This window comes from Hymenobacter cheonanensis (assembly GCF_030581075.1).
Taxonomy (GTDB): domain Bacteria; phylum Bacteroidota; class Bacteroidia; order Cytophagales; family Hymenobacteraceae; genus Hymenobacter.
This window is the reverse complement of the sequence record NZ_JAUQSW010000002.1, coordinates 108902-125610: the sequence shown is the minus strand read 5'-3', so window position 1 is coordinate 125610 and position 16709 is coordinate 108902. Positions and strand designations below refer to the sequence as shown.

At 64.6% G+C, this 16709-nt stretch carries 12 protein-coding genes; 2 read left to right on the top strand and 10 right to left on the bottom strand.

Going from position 1 to position 16709, the window contains the following annotated elements; genetic code table 11:
- Window positions 1-83: 83 nt before the first annotated feature.
- The 5 genes from Q5H89_RS04175 to Q5H89_RS04155 all read right to left on the bottom strand — a co-directional run bounded on the left by Q5H89_RS04175 (window position 84) and on the right by Q5H89_RS04155 (window position 6749).
- On the bottom strand, window positions 84-2351 hold the full coding sequence (locus Q5H89_RS04175) for a DUF4175 family protein (RefSeq protein ID WP_305018045.1): 2268 nt from the start codon (window positions 2349-2351) through the stop codon (window positions 84-86).
- Entirely contained in the window at window positions 2348-3934 is a 1587-nt protein-coding gene (locus tag Q5H89_RS04170) for a BatA domain-containing protein (protein ID WP_305018044.1), read from the bottom strand. Before Q5H89_RS04170 ends, Q5H89_RS04175 begins: the two co-directional genes overlap by 4 nt.
- A 184-nt stretch (window positions 3935-4118) precedes the next feature.
- Window positions 4119-4994 (bottom strand): DUF58 domain-containing protein, encoded by an 876-nt coding sequence (locus Q5H89_RS04165; protein ID WP_305018043.1) that lies wholly within the window; start codon window positions 4992-4994, stop codon window positions 4119-4121.
- Between the two features lie 78 nt (window positions 4995-5072).
- Window positions 5073-6050 carry an AAA family ATPase gene (locus Q5H89_RS04160; protein ID WP_305018042.1) on the bottom strand — a complete coding sequence of 326 codons (978 nt, stop codon included), beginning with the start codon at window positions 6048-6050 and terminating at the stop codon, window positions 5073-5075.
- Window positions 6051-6128: 78 nt separating this feature from the next.
- A complete protein-coding gene (locus tag Q5H89_RS04155) occupies window positions 6129-6749 on the bottom strand; it encodes a DUF4159 domain-containing protein (RefSeq protein WP_305018041.1) in 621 nt (206 codons plus the stop codon).
- 206 nt (window positions 6750-6955) lie between these two features.
- Here Q5H89_RS04155 and Q5H89_RS04150 point away from each other — a divergent pair, with 206 nt between their 5' ends.
- Entirely contained in the window at window positions 6956-7582 is a 627-nt protein-coding gene (locus tag Q5H89_RS04150; RefSeq protein WP_305018040.1) for a porin family protein, read from the top strand.
- Between the two features lie 156 nt (window positions 7583-7738).
- Here the strand turns inward: Q5H89_RS04150 and Q5H89_RS04145 are convergent, their stop codons facing one another.
- The 5 genes from Q5H89_RS04145 to Q5H89_RS04125 all read right to left on the bottom strand — a co-directional run bounded on the left by Q5H89_RS04145 (window position 7739) and on the right by Q5H89_RS04125 (window position 15826).
- On the bottom strand, window positions 7739-9064 hold the full coding sequence (locus Q5H89_RS04145) for a TldD/PmbA family protein (protein ID WP_305018039.1): 1326 nt from the start codon (window positions 9062-9064) through the stop codon (window positions 7739-7741).
- 32 nt (window positions 9065-9096) lie between these two features.
- Entirely contained in the window at window positions 9097-10746 is a 1650-nt protein-coding gene (locus Q5H89_RS04140) for a TldD/PmbA family protein (protein WP_305018038.1), read from the bottom strand.
- Window positions 10747-10934: 188 nt separating this feature from the next.
- Window positions 10935-12269 (bottom strand): TldD/PmbA family protein, encoded by a 1335-nt coding sequence (locus Q5H89_RS04135; RefSeq protein ID WP_305018037.1) that lies wholly within the window; start codon window positions 12267-12269, stop codon window positions 10935-10937.
- A gap of 23 nt (window positions 12270-12292) precedes the next feature.
- Entirely contained in the window at window positions 12293-13945 is a 1653-nt protein-coding gene (locus tag Q5H89_RS04130) for a TldD/PmbA family protein (RefSeq protein WP_305018036.1), read from the bottom strand.
- A 228-nt stretch (window positions 13946-14173) separates the two neighbouring features.
- Complete coding sequence (locus Q5H89_RS04125; RefSeq protein ID WP_305018035.1) at window positions 14174-15826, bottom strand: TldD/PmbA family protein; 1653 nt, start codon at window positions 15824-15826, stop codon at window positions 14174-14176.
- 348 nt (window positions 15827-16174) lie between these two features.
- On the opposite strand from Q5H89_RS04125, the gene Q5H89_RS04120 reads away from it, so the two are divergent.
- Entirely contained in the window at window positions 16175-16672 is a 498-nt protein-coding gene (locus tag Q5H89_RS04120) for a hypothetical protein (RefSeq protein ID WP_305018034.1), read from the top strand.
- The last annotated feature ends 37 nt before the right edge of the window (window positions 16673-16709 follow it).

The window sequence follows — 16709 nt, the reverse complement described above, 5'->3', positions numbered from 1 at the left end:
GCGCGGTGTTGCGGGGTATTAATGCGCCGCGTTTTACAGGTTGAGTTAGCTTGCCAGGTATTGAAAATTGATTGGCAGCCGGGCTAGCGGCTCAGCTCCTCAAAGTAGCGCCGGGCCAGGCGGTCGGGGGCGGGGACCGGGGCGGCGGTAGGCACGGGCGCGGGTAGCAGGTCGGCCAGCGCCCGTTGGGCGGGGGCCAGGCAGGTGGCGCAGGGCACGCGGCTGGCCCGGACATCGGCCGCCAGCTGGCGCAGGGCGCGCAGGGCCGGCAGGTACAGGCCGGGCTTTTGCAGAGCCGCCTGGGCCAGGGCGGTGCCGGCTTGCTCCAGGGCCAGGGCATCGGCGGGGCGGGCAGGCTGGCCGCTTTGGGTGGCTAGCCAGCGCAGGGCGGCGCGCACGGTGGGCTGGGTGGCGGGGGCAGGCAACGTGGCTTGCAGGCGCGGCGCGGCGGCCCCTTTCAGCTCGCCGGTGAGGCGCAGCGTGGCCTCCGGAAAAGGCGTGGGCGTGAAGCCGGCCTTCTTGACGTAGGCGCGGGTTTGCTGCTGCACCTGCTTGAGCAGGCGCAGGGCGCGGTACTCGAAGGGGCGGGCCGCGGCGGGCTGGCCGGTGCGCAGGCGCAGCTCGGCGGCCCACATTTCGTCGAGCACGGCGTGCAGCTTGGCCTTCACGGCGGGCTCCAGGAAGTCGGCGGTTTCGGCGTCGTCGTGCTTGTGCATGTAGGGGTCCATCAGCGCGTCGGTAGCGGCGGTGGCCGAGGCGTTGCGGCCGGCCGGCGCTTCGGGGTGGTCGTCGTCGGCCTCGGCGGGTTTGGGGGCGGTGGGCTTTTCGTCGGCCGTGGGGGCGTCGGCGGTGGGCGAGGCGGGTTCGTCGGCGGTGGGCGGGCCGGCCGTCACGCCGAGGCCCTTCTCGGCTTCTTCGCCCAAAAACTTGCCGTAGCGCAGGCGTAGCGACTGCTGGTCGAAGCCCAGCGCATTGGCCCGGTTGCTAAACTCGGCGGCCGTGAGCTTCGGCTTTTCGGCAATCAGCTTTTCGGTGTCGATAATAATCTGGCGCTCACTGCGGAAGTACGCCGGCGCGGTGTTCACGCCCATGCCCATGTCGAGGGCGCTGGTGACGGCGGCCGTGTCCTGCCACTGCACCAAAAAGGCGTCGGAGCGGGCGGCGTGGCCATTATTGTCGCGGGCCTGCACGTAGAAATACAGCTCATCGCCGTAGGTCATGCCGAGCTTGGGCAAATTCAGGAGGCTAGCTACGGCGGCCTCGCCCGGCTGGCCGCCCAGGCCGGCGCTCAGGTCGCGGCGCACTTCATGAAATTTCACCGCCTCGCCCTGCCCTTGGGCCACGGTGATAACCAGCTCGGCGCGGCTCAGGCCATAATCATCGCGCAGGGTAGCTTTTATCGGTACCTCGGGCCGGGTGCCCCTAGCCGCAATAAGCGTGTAAGGCTTAGGAGTTTGCAGGCGAATAGTGGGCGCCAAATCGGGTCGCACCTCAATGGCGTAGTCGTCCGAAGTCTGCCCCGCAAAGCGCAGCCGGTACAGCGCCGAGGCGTTCAGCACCTGCGTAGCCTCAAACTGATTGGCTAGGCCCGCCGCGGGCCGCAGCGTCAGTTTCTGGCTGCCGATTTCCAGCGTGGGCGCCGCGCCGGCGGCCCGGCTCACGTGTACCAGCCACCGCACCCGCGCCCCCTGCGGGCACTGGAACGAGGCAGCGGCCGGCGCAAACGCCGCACGCCGGGTGTAGGCCGGCGGCGTCACCAGCAGCTCTACTTTGGTAATGCGCGGCGCCGTGGCCGGCACGGCCTGGGCCACATCGGGCGAAAAGTGCACCGCCACCGCCGCCGGAGCCAGCGCCGCTGGCTGCCGAGCAGGCAGCCACCAGGCCAGCGCGCTGCCAAGCAGCAGCAAGGCACTGATGATGAAGGAGTTTTGGAAGAAAGTCGGCAGCAGCGGGGCCTGCGTCGTAGCCAGCTCGGCGAGCCGCTGCCCTACCCGCTGCTGCTGCAGCTGCCCCAAAAACGGCAGCTGCGCGGGGTCTTGCAACAGCAGGCCCGCGCTGTCTTCCAGCTCCGGAAAAAGCCGGTCGAGCTGCCGGGCCACGGCCGGCGGCCCCAGCCGGCGCAGCGGCCACAGCTGCCACGCGGCCAGGGCCAGCACGGCCACCAGGCCCGCCAGCAGCGCCGGGCGGCCACCGGGCCAGCGCGCCGCCAGTACTCCTAGCAGCAGCAAGCCGGCCAGCGTGGGCAGCCCCACGGCCACCAGCCGCCGCCCGGCATAGCTGCGCCCGGCGGCTTGCAGCAGGGGCCGGGCAGGAGCTAGGTCCGGGTTGGTTTTCGTGGTTACCTGACTCATAACGAAGGAATTGCTAAGAGAGGAGAGGCCGCCCGCCGCTGCGCCAGCCAGCGCTCCAGCCCCAGCAGCAGGGCCGCCAGCAGCACCAGCCAGGGCCGCAGGTCGGTGAAGCGGTAGGCCGTGGGCGCTGCGGCCCTGCTACCGGCCAGCCGCACTGGGCGCGTGGGCAGCTGGGCCGGGTCGAGGCGGCGCTGGTCGTAAGCGGTCAGCAGCGAATCGGTACCTAGCTGCGGGTTGGTCGCTAGCAGGTCGAGCAACAGCGCTGGCAATGCAGGGCTGGCGGACAGCGTGCTCCAAGTGGGTTGCAAGCGCGTAGCTAGTAGGTAGCTAGCGCCTTGGCCTTGCCTTGTTTCGGCCAGTACGGCCTGGCCCCGGCCATCGGCCCAGCGCGGGTAGCTGCCCGCCGGCAGGGCTAGCCGGCCCCGGCGCGTGAGCACGATAGGCGCATCGGCGGCCGTTTCGGCCGTGGCCAGGGTGGCGGTATCGGGCAGGCCGGCGCCGGCGGCTTCCTGCCACAGGTGCAGGCCGCGCGGCACCCGGGCGCGCCAGGCGGCAGGCACCGGGCTATCGCCCAGCCAAAAAAGCCAGTCGGGCGCGCCGGCCGGGTCAGGTTCCGTAGTGCTTATGGTGAGGGCTAGCGGCGCGGGCAGGCCCACAGCCGCCGCCCGCAGGGCAGCACGCAGGTAGCGCGCCTCCTCGGCCGCGCCGGCCGGGGCGAAAACCACCACCCGCAAGGCCCCGGTGCGCACCGGCACCGCTAGCGATACCTGCGCCGAATCGGCGGCTACCGGCCGCAGCTGCGGTTGGCCGGCCGTGGTTTCGTAGCGCAACGGCGGTAGGCCGGCCACCGCCAGCGTGGTGCCCGGCTGGGGCCGCGCCACGCGCACCACCCGGTAAGTAGTCTGCTTTTCGTTGCTTTGGCCCAGCAGCAGGCGCAGGCTGTCGGCGCTGGCGGCAGCGGCTTGCAGCCAGGTAGTGGCCGCGCGCGCCGGAATGGTTTGCCAGGTGAGGCTGGCGGGCAGCGCCGGGTGCGCCCCGCCCAGGGCGCGCAGCGAGGCCGGCGTTACGGCGTATAGCGGCTGGCCCGGGTAGGCATCGGCCGCTTGCTGAATGCGCGCCCAGTACCTATTGTCGGTCAAGGAGTTGCCTTTGGCGTTTTTGCGTCCTAGCGAGTCGGCCTGCCATTCGGCGGGCGTGATAGCCGGCAACCCGGCCGCCAGCCAGCGCAACTGGTAGCCGCGCCGCCGCAGCGAGTCAAGCGCCGGGCGCACAGCGGCCAGGCTGCTGCCATCGGCCAGCTCGCGGCTCACCAGCACCTGGCCCCGGCCGGCGGGCTGCGGCTGGCGCCACTGCGGCCCGGCCAGCGCCACGGCCAGCGCGGCCAGCAGGGCGGCGCGCAGCAGCAGCAGCCCCACCTGCTCGAGGCGCAGGTTGCGCAGGCGGCGGTTGGCCCCGGCGGCCAGCCAGCGCAGGCTGCCCACCGCCACCTCGCGGCCCGGCCGGCGGTTCCAGAGGTGGATGGCCAGCGGCACCAGGAGGCCGAGCAGGGCAAGCAGCGCAGAAGGGTTGGCGAGGGTGAGCAAATTGTAAATGAGAGCTTTGAATGACGTCTGTCCTTGCGAGTGCAACGTAGCGGAGCGCGGCAATCTTTCCTTCACAATGGGAGTAGGTATCGAGCGCTGAGGACGACAAGGAAGGATTGTCGCGCTCCACTGCGCCTTTGCTTGATGCGCAACATGCTCGCAAAGACAAGCAGTTTTGCTTTGGCTAGCCCATCGACTGTCGGCGTTTCAAAAACTCGCGCAGGGCGCCATCGAGCGGGGCGGCGGTGCTGAGCTGGTGGTAATCGAGGCCCTGCTGGCGGGCGGCCTGGGCGGTGTCGCGCAGCCACTGGCGCAGCTGCTGCTGGTAGCCGGCGCGCTGCTGGTCGGCATCAAGCTGGATGGTCTGGCCGGTTTCGAGGTCGCGAAACGTGACCGGGCCTTTGTGGCTAAAGTTTAGCTCGTTGCCCGCCACCAAGTGCAGCAGCAGCACGTCGCCGCTGGTGGCGCGCAGGCGGGCTAGCAGGTGGTTTATCTCGCCGGCTTCTTCATATAAGTCGCTCACGCACACCGTGAGGGCGCGCTGGCGCCGGGCCGTGAGGGGGGCTAGCGTGGCGGTGTCGGGGAAAGTGCCGGTGGCCTCGGCCTTTTCCAAGGCGTGGTAGAGGCGCGGCAGCTGGCGCGTATCGGCGCGGGCCGGAAAGTGCTGCAAGCCGCCAGGGCTGAGAATAGAGAGGCCCACGGCATCGCCCTGTTTCTGAGCCAGGTAGGCTAGTGCGGCCAGCAGCAGCCTAGCATAATCGAGCTTGGTGAGGCCGTTGTCGTCGCGGTGGTTCATGCTGGCGCTGGCGTCCAGCACGAGGTTCACCGTCAGGCTGGTATCAACCTCCGACTCGCGCAGGTAGTACCGGTCCGAGCGGGCGGCCAGGCGCCAGTCGAGCCGCCGCAGGTCGTCGCCGGGCTGGTAAGGCCGGTACTGGCTGAACTCCATGCCCGCGCCGTGGCGGCGGCTGGCGTGCGCACCCGCCAAAAACCCCTCGGCCGCCTGGCGGGCGGCCAGCGGCAGGTTGCGCAGGGCGTAAAGGAGTTCGGGGCTGAGCATAGAGTAGCGCGGACTTTGTAGTCCGCGTTTTGAGAAAAACGTACTTAACCGTTGCAGGCGCGGACTACAAAGTCCGCGCTACACCGCCACGGCTTTCAGCAGCTCGCGCACGGCATCGTCGGGCGTGAGGTTTTCGGCTTCGGCGTTGAAATTCAAGAGCACGCGGTGGCGTAGCACGGGCGGGGCCAGGGCCTTAATATCTTCCAGCGTAGCGGCAAAGCGGCCTTGCAGCAGCGCCCGCGCCTTGGCGCACAAAATGAGCGCCTGGCCGGCGCGCGGGCCGGCGCCCCAGCGGCCGTAGTCTTTGATGAATTTCACCTCCGACGTAGCCGGGCGGGTGGCACGCACCAGCCGGTTCACGAAGGCTAGCAGCTCGGGGCTGAGGCTGACCTGGCGCACCAGCTGCTGCAGCTGCCGGATGTCGTCGCCGCCCAAAATGGGCTGCACCTCGGCGCGGGCTGTGCCGGTGGTACCGCTCAGCACCGCCATTTCCTCCTGCTCGGTGGGGTAGCCGATGCGCACGTATAGCAAAAAGCGGTCGAGTTGCGCCTCGGGCAGCGGGTAAGTACCGCTCTGCTCAATCGGGTTTTGGGTGGCTAGTAGGAAAAACGGCTTGGGCAGCGCGTGCTCCTGGCCGGCGTAGGTCACGTGGCCTTCCTGCATGGCTTCGAGCAGGGCGGCCTGGGTTTTGGGCGGCGTGCGGTTTATCTCATCGGCCAAAACCAGGCTGGCGAAAATGGGGCCGGGGTTGAACTTAAACGAGCGCTTGCCGGTGCCGTGGTCTTCCTCCAGCACCTCGGTGCCGAGGATGTCGGTCGGCATGAGGTCGGGCGTGAACTGGATGCGGCGAAACGGCAAATCGGTGGCCTGGGCCAGCGTGCGCACGAGCAGGGTTTTGGCTAGCCCCGGCACGCCCTCCAGCAGGGCGTGGCCGCCGGCCAGCAGCGCCACCAGCACCTCATCGAGCACCTGGCTTTGGCCCACGATGACCTTGCCGATTTCGGCTTTTAGCTGCGGCAGCTTGGCGAGGAGCGTTTTTACGTCTTGTTCGGTCATGAGAGTAGTTTTTCGTTCGGCGTCGGGTGGTAAGTTCCCGCTGCGCACCTCAGCGGGAACTTACCGCTAGGGTCAGGATTAAGAAAGCGCATACAGCAGAATATTGACCCCAAACTTGGTGTTATCCTCAGCCAGAAAGCGCTTGTTGCGAAAGTCGTAGTCCCACTCGCAGCCATAGTCTTTGTTGGAATAGAGCACCCCTAGCCGGTTGTTGATGGTGATGCCCTTGAGGTAGTCGTGCACCAGGTCGTCGCCCCAGCCATTAAGCTCGAAGCCGGTATTGGGTGGGCCATCCTTGAACTTAAAGAACTGGGTGTAAATGGGATGCGTCTTCGGAATTTTCTGCAAGGCGCTGGCTCCGAAGCACACCCGCATCTGCTCCTCGAAGGAGCGGGCAAACAGGCCGTCGATGTCGTGGTTGCAGTCGTCCACAAACACAAAGCCGCCGTTGCGCACGTACTGCGTAAAATTCTTCTTTTCGGCCGCTGAAAACTGTACCAGCCGGTGGCCGCTAAGGTAGCAAAACGGGTAATTGAAGAGTTCGGGGCTATCCAGGGCCACTACTTTCTCTTTGGTTTCGACGGGCACCGTGGTGTACTGCACCAGCGAGTGCAGCAGGTTGGCGGGCATGCGCTCGTCCACGGCATCCCAGTCGCCGGAGTGGTAGCTGAGGCGCACGAAGGTGAAAGGGGCTGGCATAGTGCTGAAAAAGGCGGCAAGCGAAGCGGCAAGGTTGCACCCAAAAGCTGTTCACACCGCATTCACAGCATTTGTTGCAAACTTTGTGGCTGCAACCATTGCGCACCCCAAAAGCCCCTTCTTGTGCGTTAGGCACTGGCGGGCCACTACCGCTAGCCTACTAAATAGAATTCCCGGCTCTTATAAACTACTCACAATCACTACCCATGAAGCACTTTATCCTGGCAGCTTTCTGCCTTCTCCTGGCTAGCCAGGCCCACGCGCAGTTTGGCATCAAAGGCGGCATCAACGAGGCCGTGCTCACGGGCCGCGTGGGCGAAGACGCGACCTACAAAACTTATTTTCACGCCGGGCTTTTCTACGAGCAGAAGCTCATCGGGCCGCTTTCCATTCAGCCCGAGCTGCTGTATTCGCTGCAAGGCTCGCAGCTGAAGGGCGCCACCACGGTTACCAACTACACCACGCAGCTCAACTACATTCAGGTGCCGGTGCTGCTGAAGCTGACCTTCGGGCCGGTGTACGTGGAGGGTGGGCCGCAGTTTGGCTACCTCGTGGCGGCCAATGAGGATGGCATGGTGCAGGTGCGCAACTCCAGTGGCAACGTGGCATTTGCGAGCGTCGACCAGGCTTCGACCGGCAACTACAAGCGCGGCGATTTTGCCCTCTGTGCCGGCGTGGGCCTCAAGCTTGGCTCGGTGGTGCGCGTGGGCGGCCGCTTCGTGGCGGGCCTCAACGACATCAACAACCTGCAATACCTGCAAGGCGTGAACGACCCGCAGCTCCAAAACCGGGTGTTTCAATTCTACGCCGCCTTCCAGCTGCCCAAGCTGTAGGTATTTCGGCGCTAGATAGTTAGCTAGTAAAAGCCAAAACGTCCGTCATGCTGAGCTTGCCGAAGCATCTTTACCGAGTGGCTCCCTAGCGGTGCGGTAGAGATGCTTCGGCAAGCTCAGCATGACGGACGTTTTAATGGTCGCCCACGGTCAAATTTAAATGGCGTCCGACAGACTCGTGAACGTGAAATCCCGGATTTTCAGGGGTGGCACCAGGCAGCCGGCCAGCCGCACCGGGCGGCCGATGGCCTCAATATTATTGAGCATAATAATGGGGCTTTCGTTGAAGCGCAGGTTCTTAATCGGGAATTTGATGGCCCCGTTTTCGATGTAGAACGTGCCGTCGCGGGTGAGGCCGGTGTAGAGCAGCGTTTGCGGGTCGACCTCGCGGATGTACCACAGGCGCGTGACCAGAATACCCTTGGCCGTGCCCTTGATGAGGTCGGCGGTGCTTTGGGTGCCGCCCGTCATGATGAAGCCGTTGGGGTAGGCCGTGGGCGCCACCTTGTTTTTCTCGGCCCAGTAGCGCGAGTAGTACATGTTCTTGACCACGCCCTTCTCGACCCAGCTCATGCGCTGGGTGGGCAGGCCGTCGCCGTCGAAGGCATTGCCGGGCACCTCAGCATTGAGCGGGTCGGAGTAGATGTTGATGCGCTCGTCGAAGAGCTTTTCGCCCTTGCGATTGCCGCCGCCCTTCTTGGTCATGAAGCTGCGCCCCTCGTCGGCCGAGCGCGCGTCGAGGCCGCCCACTAGCCCGCCCAGCAGCGAAAGGTCGTCGCTGGCCACGAGCGCGGCCGGCTCCAGTATCACGGTATACTTGCCCGGCTCAATGGCCTTGGCATTGACCGAGCCGGTAGCCTTATCGGCGGCGCGCTGGGTCAGCGCCTTGGTGTTGAGCTTGGCGGGGTCCGTTACGTCGGCAATGGCGTAGCCCGAGCCGCGCCCGTCAGCGGTACGCACCGTCACCGAAAATTCGGTGTTGGTTGATTGCTGATAGGCTTCCAACCCCTTCGAGTTGCGCATGGCCCGGAAGCTCGTGCCGCCATCCAGGAAGCCCGCCGAGGTAAGGTTTTTGGCCGCGCACAGGTTCATGCTGTCGGCGGCGGCCTGGGCGCGCAGGGCTGGCGTGAGGGTGGTAGTGGCCGCCGAGGGCGGGCTCAGGTAGGTTTGGGGGCCTAGCAGGGGCACGTACTCGGGGCTTTCGGGGGCCAGCCGGGCTATTTCCTCGGCGCGCTGCACGCAGCGGCGCAGGGTGGCCTCGTCAAACTCGTTGCAGGTGGCAATGCCGCTGCGCTTGCCAAAGCGTGCTTCCACGGCCAGCGACACGCTGTCCTGGGCGCCGGCCGTGCTCACGCTGTTGCGGGCGTAGCGGATGTTGCCGCTGGTGCGCCCGCGCAGCGAGGCCTCGCACTCATCGGCGGTGGTGTAGGTGAGGACTTTTTTGAGTAAAGCCTGGGCTTCGTCTTTGGAGAGAATAGCCATGATGGTTGTGCTAAGTAGAGGAGTGGCTAGGGCTAAACTTTGCGGGCCGTGTTAATCACGTTCACACCGTTGAAGCGCGTGGTGGCCGAGCCGTGGCTCACCGACGATACCTGCGCCGGCTGGCCCTTGCCGTCGAAGAAGGTGCCAAACAGGCGGTAGTCTGAAGCATCGCACGAGCCCTGGCAGGCGCCCCAGAATTCCTGGGTGTTCGACTGGTAGGCCACGTCTTCGAGCGGCTCCGTGATTTTGCCTTTCTCGATGGCGAAGAATAATTGCCCGCCAAACTGAAAGTTAAAGCGCTGCTGGTCAATGCTGAACGAGCCCGCGCCGGCGATGTAAATACCCTTGTCCACCTTGCTCACCATCTCGTCCACGCTCAGCTTGCCAGGGCCGGGCTTGAGGCTGATGTTGGCCATGCGCTGAAACTGCACGTCTTCCCACGACTGGGCGTAGCAGCAGCCGTCGCTGGCCTTCTGGCCCACAATGTGCGCCTGGTCGCGGATTTTCTGGTAGTCCACGAGCTTGCCGGCCCGGATGATGTCCCACTCCTTGGTTTTCACGCCCTCGTCGTCCCAGCCCACGTTGCCGACCGAGCCGGGCTGCGTTTTATCGGCCACGATGTTGACTTGCGGCGAGCCGTAGGGCAGGTTCTTGGCCTTCCATTCCAGCGTCGCAAACGAGGTGCCCGCGTAGTTGGCCTCGTAGCCCAGCACGCGGTCAAGTTCGGTGGGGTGGCCCACACTTTCGTGGATGGTGAGGCCCAGGTGGCCGGGGTCGAGCACGAGGTCGTACTTGCCGGGCGTCACCGATTTCATGGTTAATTTAGCCTTAGCTTGCTTGCCGGCCAGGGCGGCGTCGGCCAGGATGTCGTAGCGCAGCTTATAGCCTACGGTATCAGTGCCCTGCGGGCCGCGCACCTGCTCGGCGGCGCTGGGCGTGAGGTACTCGTAGCCCAGCCCCACGGGCGCGCTCAGGGCCTCGCGCGAGCGGAACTTACCCGATTTGGTATCCACGGCCGTGACGTTGAAGGTGGGCCAGAGGCGGTGAATATCCTGGTCGATGTACGAGCCATCGGTGCTGGCAAAATACTTCTGCTCATTCACCTGGAAGAGGGCCGAGTTGATGTAGTTGGCCCCGGCATCCATCGCGGCCGCGTTGGCGGCCAGCAACAGGTCGGCCTTTTGCTTCACCGGCACCTCAAAAGCGCTCTGCACGATGGGCGTTTTCCAGCTTACCTCGCCGTAGCCCTGCTGCGGGGCTAGCTGCACGGGCTCCTTCAGTACCAGCTTGTTGGCCTTGGCAATGTCGGCGGCCAGGCGGGCGGTAGCGGCCAGGCTAGCCTCGGTTACCACGCTCGTGGAGGCAAAGCCCCAGCAGCCATTCACCAGCACCCGAATGCCTACGCCGTAGCTCTCGGTGCTCACGATGTTCTGCACCTGCTTTTCGCGGGCAAACACGTATTGGTTGAGCGAGCGCCCGATGCGCACGTCGGCGTAGCTGGCGCCCGCGCTTTTGGCGGCATTGAGTGCTGCGTCGGCGAGGCGCTTTTTCAGGATAGTGTCGGCGCCGGGCTCCAGCAGCCGGCTGGGGTCCACGCGTTTGGCCCCGAAGCCGGGTAGGCTCGGCAGCAGCAGGGCCGTGGCGCCCAGGCCGGTGAGGCCCACAAAGTCACGTCTGTTCATGGCAGAAAAAAGGTGTAAAAGGTTGACTGAAAGAAGTTGGCTGCGGCAAGCTAGTTCCGGCAGATGCAAAAAAGAGCGGCTCAGTTGCCCGGCCGCTCTTTTGCGTGGCTAGCCCGCTTCGGAATCAGAAGCGGCCTGCGTGGCCCGAGCGCCCGGCACCGCCAGGTATCGCGCCAAACCCGAAAACGTTACACGGCATCCGACAGGCTCGTGAAGGTGAAGTCCCGAATTTTAAGCGGCGGCACCAAATTGCCGGCTAGCCGCACCGGGCGGCCGATGGCCTCCAGGTTATTGAGCATGATAATGGGGCTCTCGTTGAAGCGGAAGTTCTTGACCGGAAACTTGATAGCGCCGTTCTCGATGTAGAACGTTCCGTCGCGGGTGAGGCCCGTGAACAACAGCGTTTGCGGGTCGACGGGGCGGATGTACCACAGGCGCGTCACCAAGATGCCCTTGGCCGTGCCCTTGATGAGGTCGGCGGTGCTCTGCGTGCCACCTTCCATAATGAAGCCGCCGGGACCGGGCAGCGACGGTACGCCGGTCTTCTCGGCCCAGTAGCGCGAGGCGTAGAGGTTTTTCACCACGCCCTTTTCAATCCAGGTGGTGCGCTGCTGCGGGCGGCCATCACCCGAGAACGTGAGGTCGGGCACCTCGGCGTTGGTGGGGTCCGAGTAAATCGTAACGCGCTCATCGAACAGCTTTTCGCCCTTGCGGTTGCCGCCGCCCTTCTTGCTGAGGAAGCTGCGCCCCTCGTCGGCCGAGCGCGCGTCGAACGAGCGCATCAGCGCCCCTAGCAGCGAGGCATCGGAGCCCGACACCAGCGCATTCGGCTCCAGAATAACGGTGTACTTGCCCGGCTCAATCGCCTTGGCCCCCACCGACGACGAGGCCTTGCTGGCCGCTACCGCCGTGAGGCGCGCCGCGTCGAAGTTCTTGATGTCGGTAAAATCGGTAGCCGCGTAGCCCGAGCCCATGCCATCGAGGGTGCGCACTGTGATGCTGAAGTCGAGGTTGGTCGTGCGCTGATAGGCTTCGAGGCCCTTGGAGTTGCGCTTGGCCACGAAGCCCGCCTGGTCGTTCAGAAAGCCGGCCGACGACAGTTTTTTCTGGTCGCAGTACTGCATGCTGGCCGCCATCTGGCTAGCCCGGTAGTCGGGGGTGATGCCCGCCGTGCTGGCCGCAAACGACTGGGGCGACGACAGATACGTCTGCGGCCCGAGCAGCGGCATGTACTCGGGGCTCTCGGGGGCTAGCCGGGCTATTTCCTCGGCGCGCTGCACGCAGCGACGCAGCGTAGCCTCATCGAACTGATTACACGTAGCGGTGCCCGAGCGCTTGCCGAAGTACGACGTCACGGCCAAGGACACGTTGTCGACGGCGCCGGCCGTGCTGATGGAGTTGCGCGCCGAGCGCACGTTGCCTTCGAGGCTGCCGTTGAGCGTCGCGTCGCACTCATCGGCGGTGCTGAAGCTGATGACCTTCTTGAGAATGTCCTGCGCTTCGGTTTGGGAGAGAATTGCCATTGTAGGTACTTGATTGCGAATTATTAGCCTATTTTGCGGGCCGTATTAATTACGTTCACGCCGTTGAAGCGCGTGGTGGCCGAGCCGTGGCTCACGGCCGAGCTTTGCGAGGGCTGGCCCTTGCCGTCGTTGAAAAAGCCCGCAAAGCGGTAGTCGGAGGCGTCGCACGAGCCCTGGCAGGCCCCCCAGAATTCGAGGGTGTTGGTCTGGTAGGCCACGTCTTCAAGCATTTCCGTAATTTTGCCTTTCTCGATGGCGTAAAATACCTGGCCGCCAAACTGCGAGTTATAGCGCTGCTGGTCAATCGAAAACGAGCCGTTGCCGGCAATGTAGATGCCCTTGTCCACGCCGCTCACCAGCTCATCCACGCTGCGTTTGGTGGCGCTGGGGCGCAGGCTGATGTTGGCCATGCGCTGAAACTGCACATCGCGCCACGACTGCGAGTAGCAGCAGCCATCCGAGGCGCTCTGGCCCACAATGGCGGCCTGGTCGCGGATTTTCTGGTAGTCGATGAGCTTGCCCTGGTCGATGATGGTCCACTCCTTGGTTTTCACGCCCTCGTCGTCGTAGCCCACCGCCCCCAGCGAATTGGGCTGCAGCTTATCGGCCACGATGGTCACGTTTTTCGAGCCGTAGGGAATGTTCTTCTTGCGCCACTCCAGGGTGGCAAACGAGGTGCCCGCAAAGTTGGCCTCGTAGCCCAGCACGCGGTCGAGTTCGGTGGGGTGGCCCACACTTTCGTGGATAGTCAGGCCCAGGTGGTGGGGGTCCAGAATGAGGTCGTATTTGCCCGGCACCACGCTCTTGCAGGTCAGCTTCTGCTTGGTTTGCTTGGCGGCGCGAGCGGCGTCTTCCAGAATGTCGTAGCTGTTTTTGTAGCCAATTACGTCCGAGCCGGTAGGGCCAGCCACCTTGTCGGCCGCCTTGGGCGTGAGGTACTCGTAGCCCATGCCCATGGGCGAGCTTAAGCTCTGGCGCGAGCGGAACTTGCCGCTGGCCCGGTCCACCACCGTCACCCCAAATGTGGGGTAGATGCGGTGAATATCCTGGTCGATATACGAGCCGTCGGTGCTGGCAAAGTACTTCTGCTCATTCACTTGAAAGAGGGCCGAGTTCACGAACGATGCGCCGTTGGCGAGGGCCGTGGCGTTGGCAGCCAGCAGCAAATCGGCCTTTTCCTTGATGGGCACCTCGAAGGCATTTTTCTCAATCGGCGTCTTCCAGGCCACGTCGCCGTAGCCCCTTTGGGGGGCTAGCTTCACGGGCTCCTTCTGCACCTTCGAGTTGGCCTTGGCAATGGCCACGGCCTGCTGGGCAGTTTTGGCAATGCCCGCATCGGTCACGTTGTTGGTCGAGGCAAAGCCCCAGGTGCCGTTGGCAATCACCCGGATGCCCACCCCCAGGCTCTCGATGCTGGCAATGCCCTGCACCTGCTTTTCGCGGGTAAAAACGCTCTGGTTGAGCGTGCGCTGAATACGAATGTCGGCGTAGGTAGCGCCGGCGGCCTTGGCCGCGTTCAGGGCCACGTCGGCTAGCCGCTTCTTGGCGGCCACGTCGAGGCCGGGCTCCAGCAACTGCGCCGGGTCCACGAGGTTGCCGGCCAGGCTCGGAAAGTTGGGGAGCCAGAGGGCTCCGGTGGCGAGGCCGGTGAGGCCTACAAAGTCGCGTCTGTTCAAGGGAGAAGGAAGGTAAAGGTTTGAGAGATAGAGAAAATGATTAGAGAAAATACCCTGGCGTGGGCCCCACCCCCGGCCCCTCCCCTGCGGGGGAGGGGAGCTGAACGTTTGCTAACGTCTGTTGACGTTTGGCTCCTCTGCGGGGGAGGGGAGCCGAACGTTTGCTAATGTCTGTTGACGAATGGCTCCCCTCCCCCGCAGGGGAGGGGCCGGGGGTGGGGCCGTTCGTTACCCAAGTTTGCGCCCGGTATTAATCACGTTCACCGCATTAAAGCGCGAGGTGGCCGAACCGTGGCTCACGGCCGACACCTGCGAGGGCTGGCCCTTGCCGTCGAAGAACGAGCCGAACAGGCGGTAATCGCTCTGGTCGCACACCGCCGCGCACGAATTCCAAAACTCCTGGGTATTAGCCTGGTAGGCCACGTCGTCGAGCATGCCGGCGATTTTGCCCTTTTCGATGGCGTAGAATACCTGGCCGCCAAACTGGAAGTTATAGCGCTGCTGGTCAATTGAGTAGGAGCCGCGCCCGGCAATGTAGATGCCCTTGTCGACCTTGCTTATCAGGTCGTCCACGCTCAGCTTGGCGGTGCCGGGGCGCAGGCTCACGTTGGGCATCCGCTGGAACTGCACCGCGCCCCACGAGTCGGCGTAGCAGCAGCCGTCCGATTCCTTCTGGCCCACGATGTGCGCCTGGTCGCGAATCTTCTCGTAGTCAACAAGTTTGCCCTGGTCGATAAGCGTCCACTCCTTGGTTTTTACGCCCTCGTCGTCGTAGCCCACCGCCCCCAGTGAGCCGGGTTGCAGCTTGTCGGCCACGATGGTCACGTTCTTCGAGCCGTAGGGAATATTTTTCTTGCGCCACTCCAGGGTAGCGAAGCTGGTGCCCGCGTAGTTGGCCTCGTAGCCCAGCACGCGGTCGAGTTCCAGCGGGTGGCCAATGCTCTCGTGAATGGTGAGCCCCAGATGGTTAGGGTCGAGCACAAGGTCGTACTTGCCGGCTAGCACCGAGGTAGCCGTGAGCTTGGCCTTGGCTTGGCGGGCGGCCAGGGCGGCGTCTTCCAGAATGTCGTAGCTGTTGCGGTAGCCCACCAGGCCGGTGCCGCTGGGGCCGGCCACCTTATCGGCGGCCTGGGGCGAGAGGTACTCGTAGCCCAGGCCCATGGGCGAGCTGAGCGCGTCGCGGGTTTTGAACTTACCGCTAGCCCGGTCGATGGCCGTGACCGAGAAGGTGGGCCAGATGCGGTGCACGTCCTGGTCGATATACGAGCCGTCGGTGCTGGCAAAGTACTTCTGCTCGTTTATCTGAAACAGGCTGGAATTGACGAAGTTGGCACCGTTGGCGAGGGCAGCGGCATTGGCAGCCAGCAGCAGCTCGGCCTTCTGCGCCACCGGCACTTCGAAGGCATTTTGCTTGATGGGCGTCTTCCAGCTCACCTGGCCATAGCCTTGCTGGGCGGCCAGGTTCACGGGCTCTTTCTGGGTTTTGGCGTTGGCTTTGGCCATGGCCACGGCCAGCCGGGCGGCCTGGGCCAGCCCGGCCTCGCTCACGTTGTTAGTGGCCGCGAAGCCCCAGCTGCCGCTGGCAATCACGCGCACGCCGGCCCCAAAGCTCTCGCCGCTGGCAATATTCTGCACCTGCTTTTCGCGGGTGAAAATGCTCTGGTTGAGGTAGCGGCCAATGCGCACGTCGGCGTAGCTGGCGCCGGCGCTTTTGGCGGCGTTCAGGGCCACGTCGGCCAGGCGCTTTTTCTGGGCCACGTCGAGGCCGGGCTCCAGCAGGCGGGCGGGGTCTACGAGGGTGCCGCCCATACCCGGAAAATGAGGCAGCAGCAAGGCGCCGGTAGCAAGGCCGGTGAGGCCCACAAAATCACGTCGTTTCAAGGCAGAAGGAAATTAGCGGCCGCTAGGCCCAAACCGGCTGGCAAGATGCAGCTTTTTCAAGAAAAAGACATGCCTGCCCGCCCGGCGTTGCAGCGCCGGCCACCCTTTTCCGGGAATGAGGTTGAAAAATACTGCGCAGGCAGGTGCGGTGGCAACAGTTTAGGCGGGGCTACCGGGGGCGTAGCCAATGGCTAGGGGGATATAGGCAAAAAAAACGCAGCCAGCGGCGGGGCGCCCACAAAGCAAGCCGGCAGTGGCCCGGCGCGGCGCCGGGGAGCTTGGATATCGCCCGCCGGGCGCTATATTTCTTGCCCGCTCTCCTTTTCCCACCCGAGTACCCTGGTTTCTATGAATATACGTCGACCCTTGGCGTTGGCCGCGCTCAGCTTGCTGGCCATGAGCAACAGCTGCAAAAAAGAAGACGTGGCGCCCTGCAATGCCTCGGCCGATGTGACCCTAACGCCGCTGGCCGGCCTCAAAGGCACCATTACCGAGCCCGTGCCCTACGTGGGCCAAACCAACGAGTACGTTATCAACTCGGCCGCTGAATACCAGGAGCTGTTTGCGGGCAAGAAGCTGCCGCCCGTCGATTTTACCACCCACACCCTGCTGGCCGGCAAAACCCGCACCGCCAGCAGCTACCACCTGCTGGCCCAGCAGGTAATACAAACCTGCGCCGGCTATACCTACGCCGTGCAGCTAGCCCCCGACGCGGCGCCCAGGGCGGCCAGCGTGGTGTATTACGTGCTGGTGCCCAAGCTGCCCGCCACGGCCAAGGTAACCTTTGAGGTGCAGCTGCTGGCCACCGGCAGCAGCGCGGAAGCCTCGACGCTGGTGAGTAAGTAGCTGGCTGCCTTGCGGGTAGCCCCGGCCCGCTGGGGAG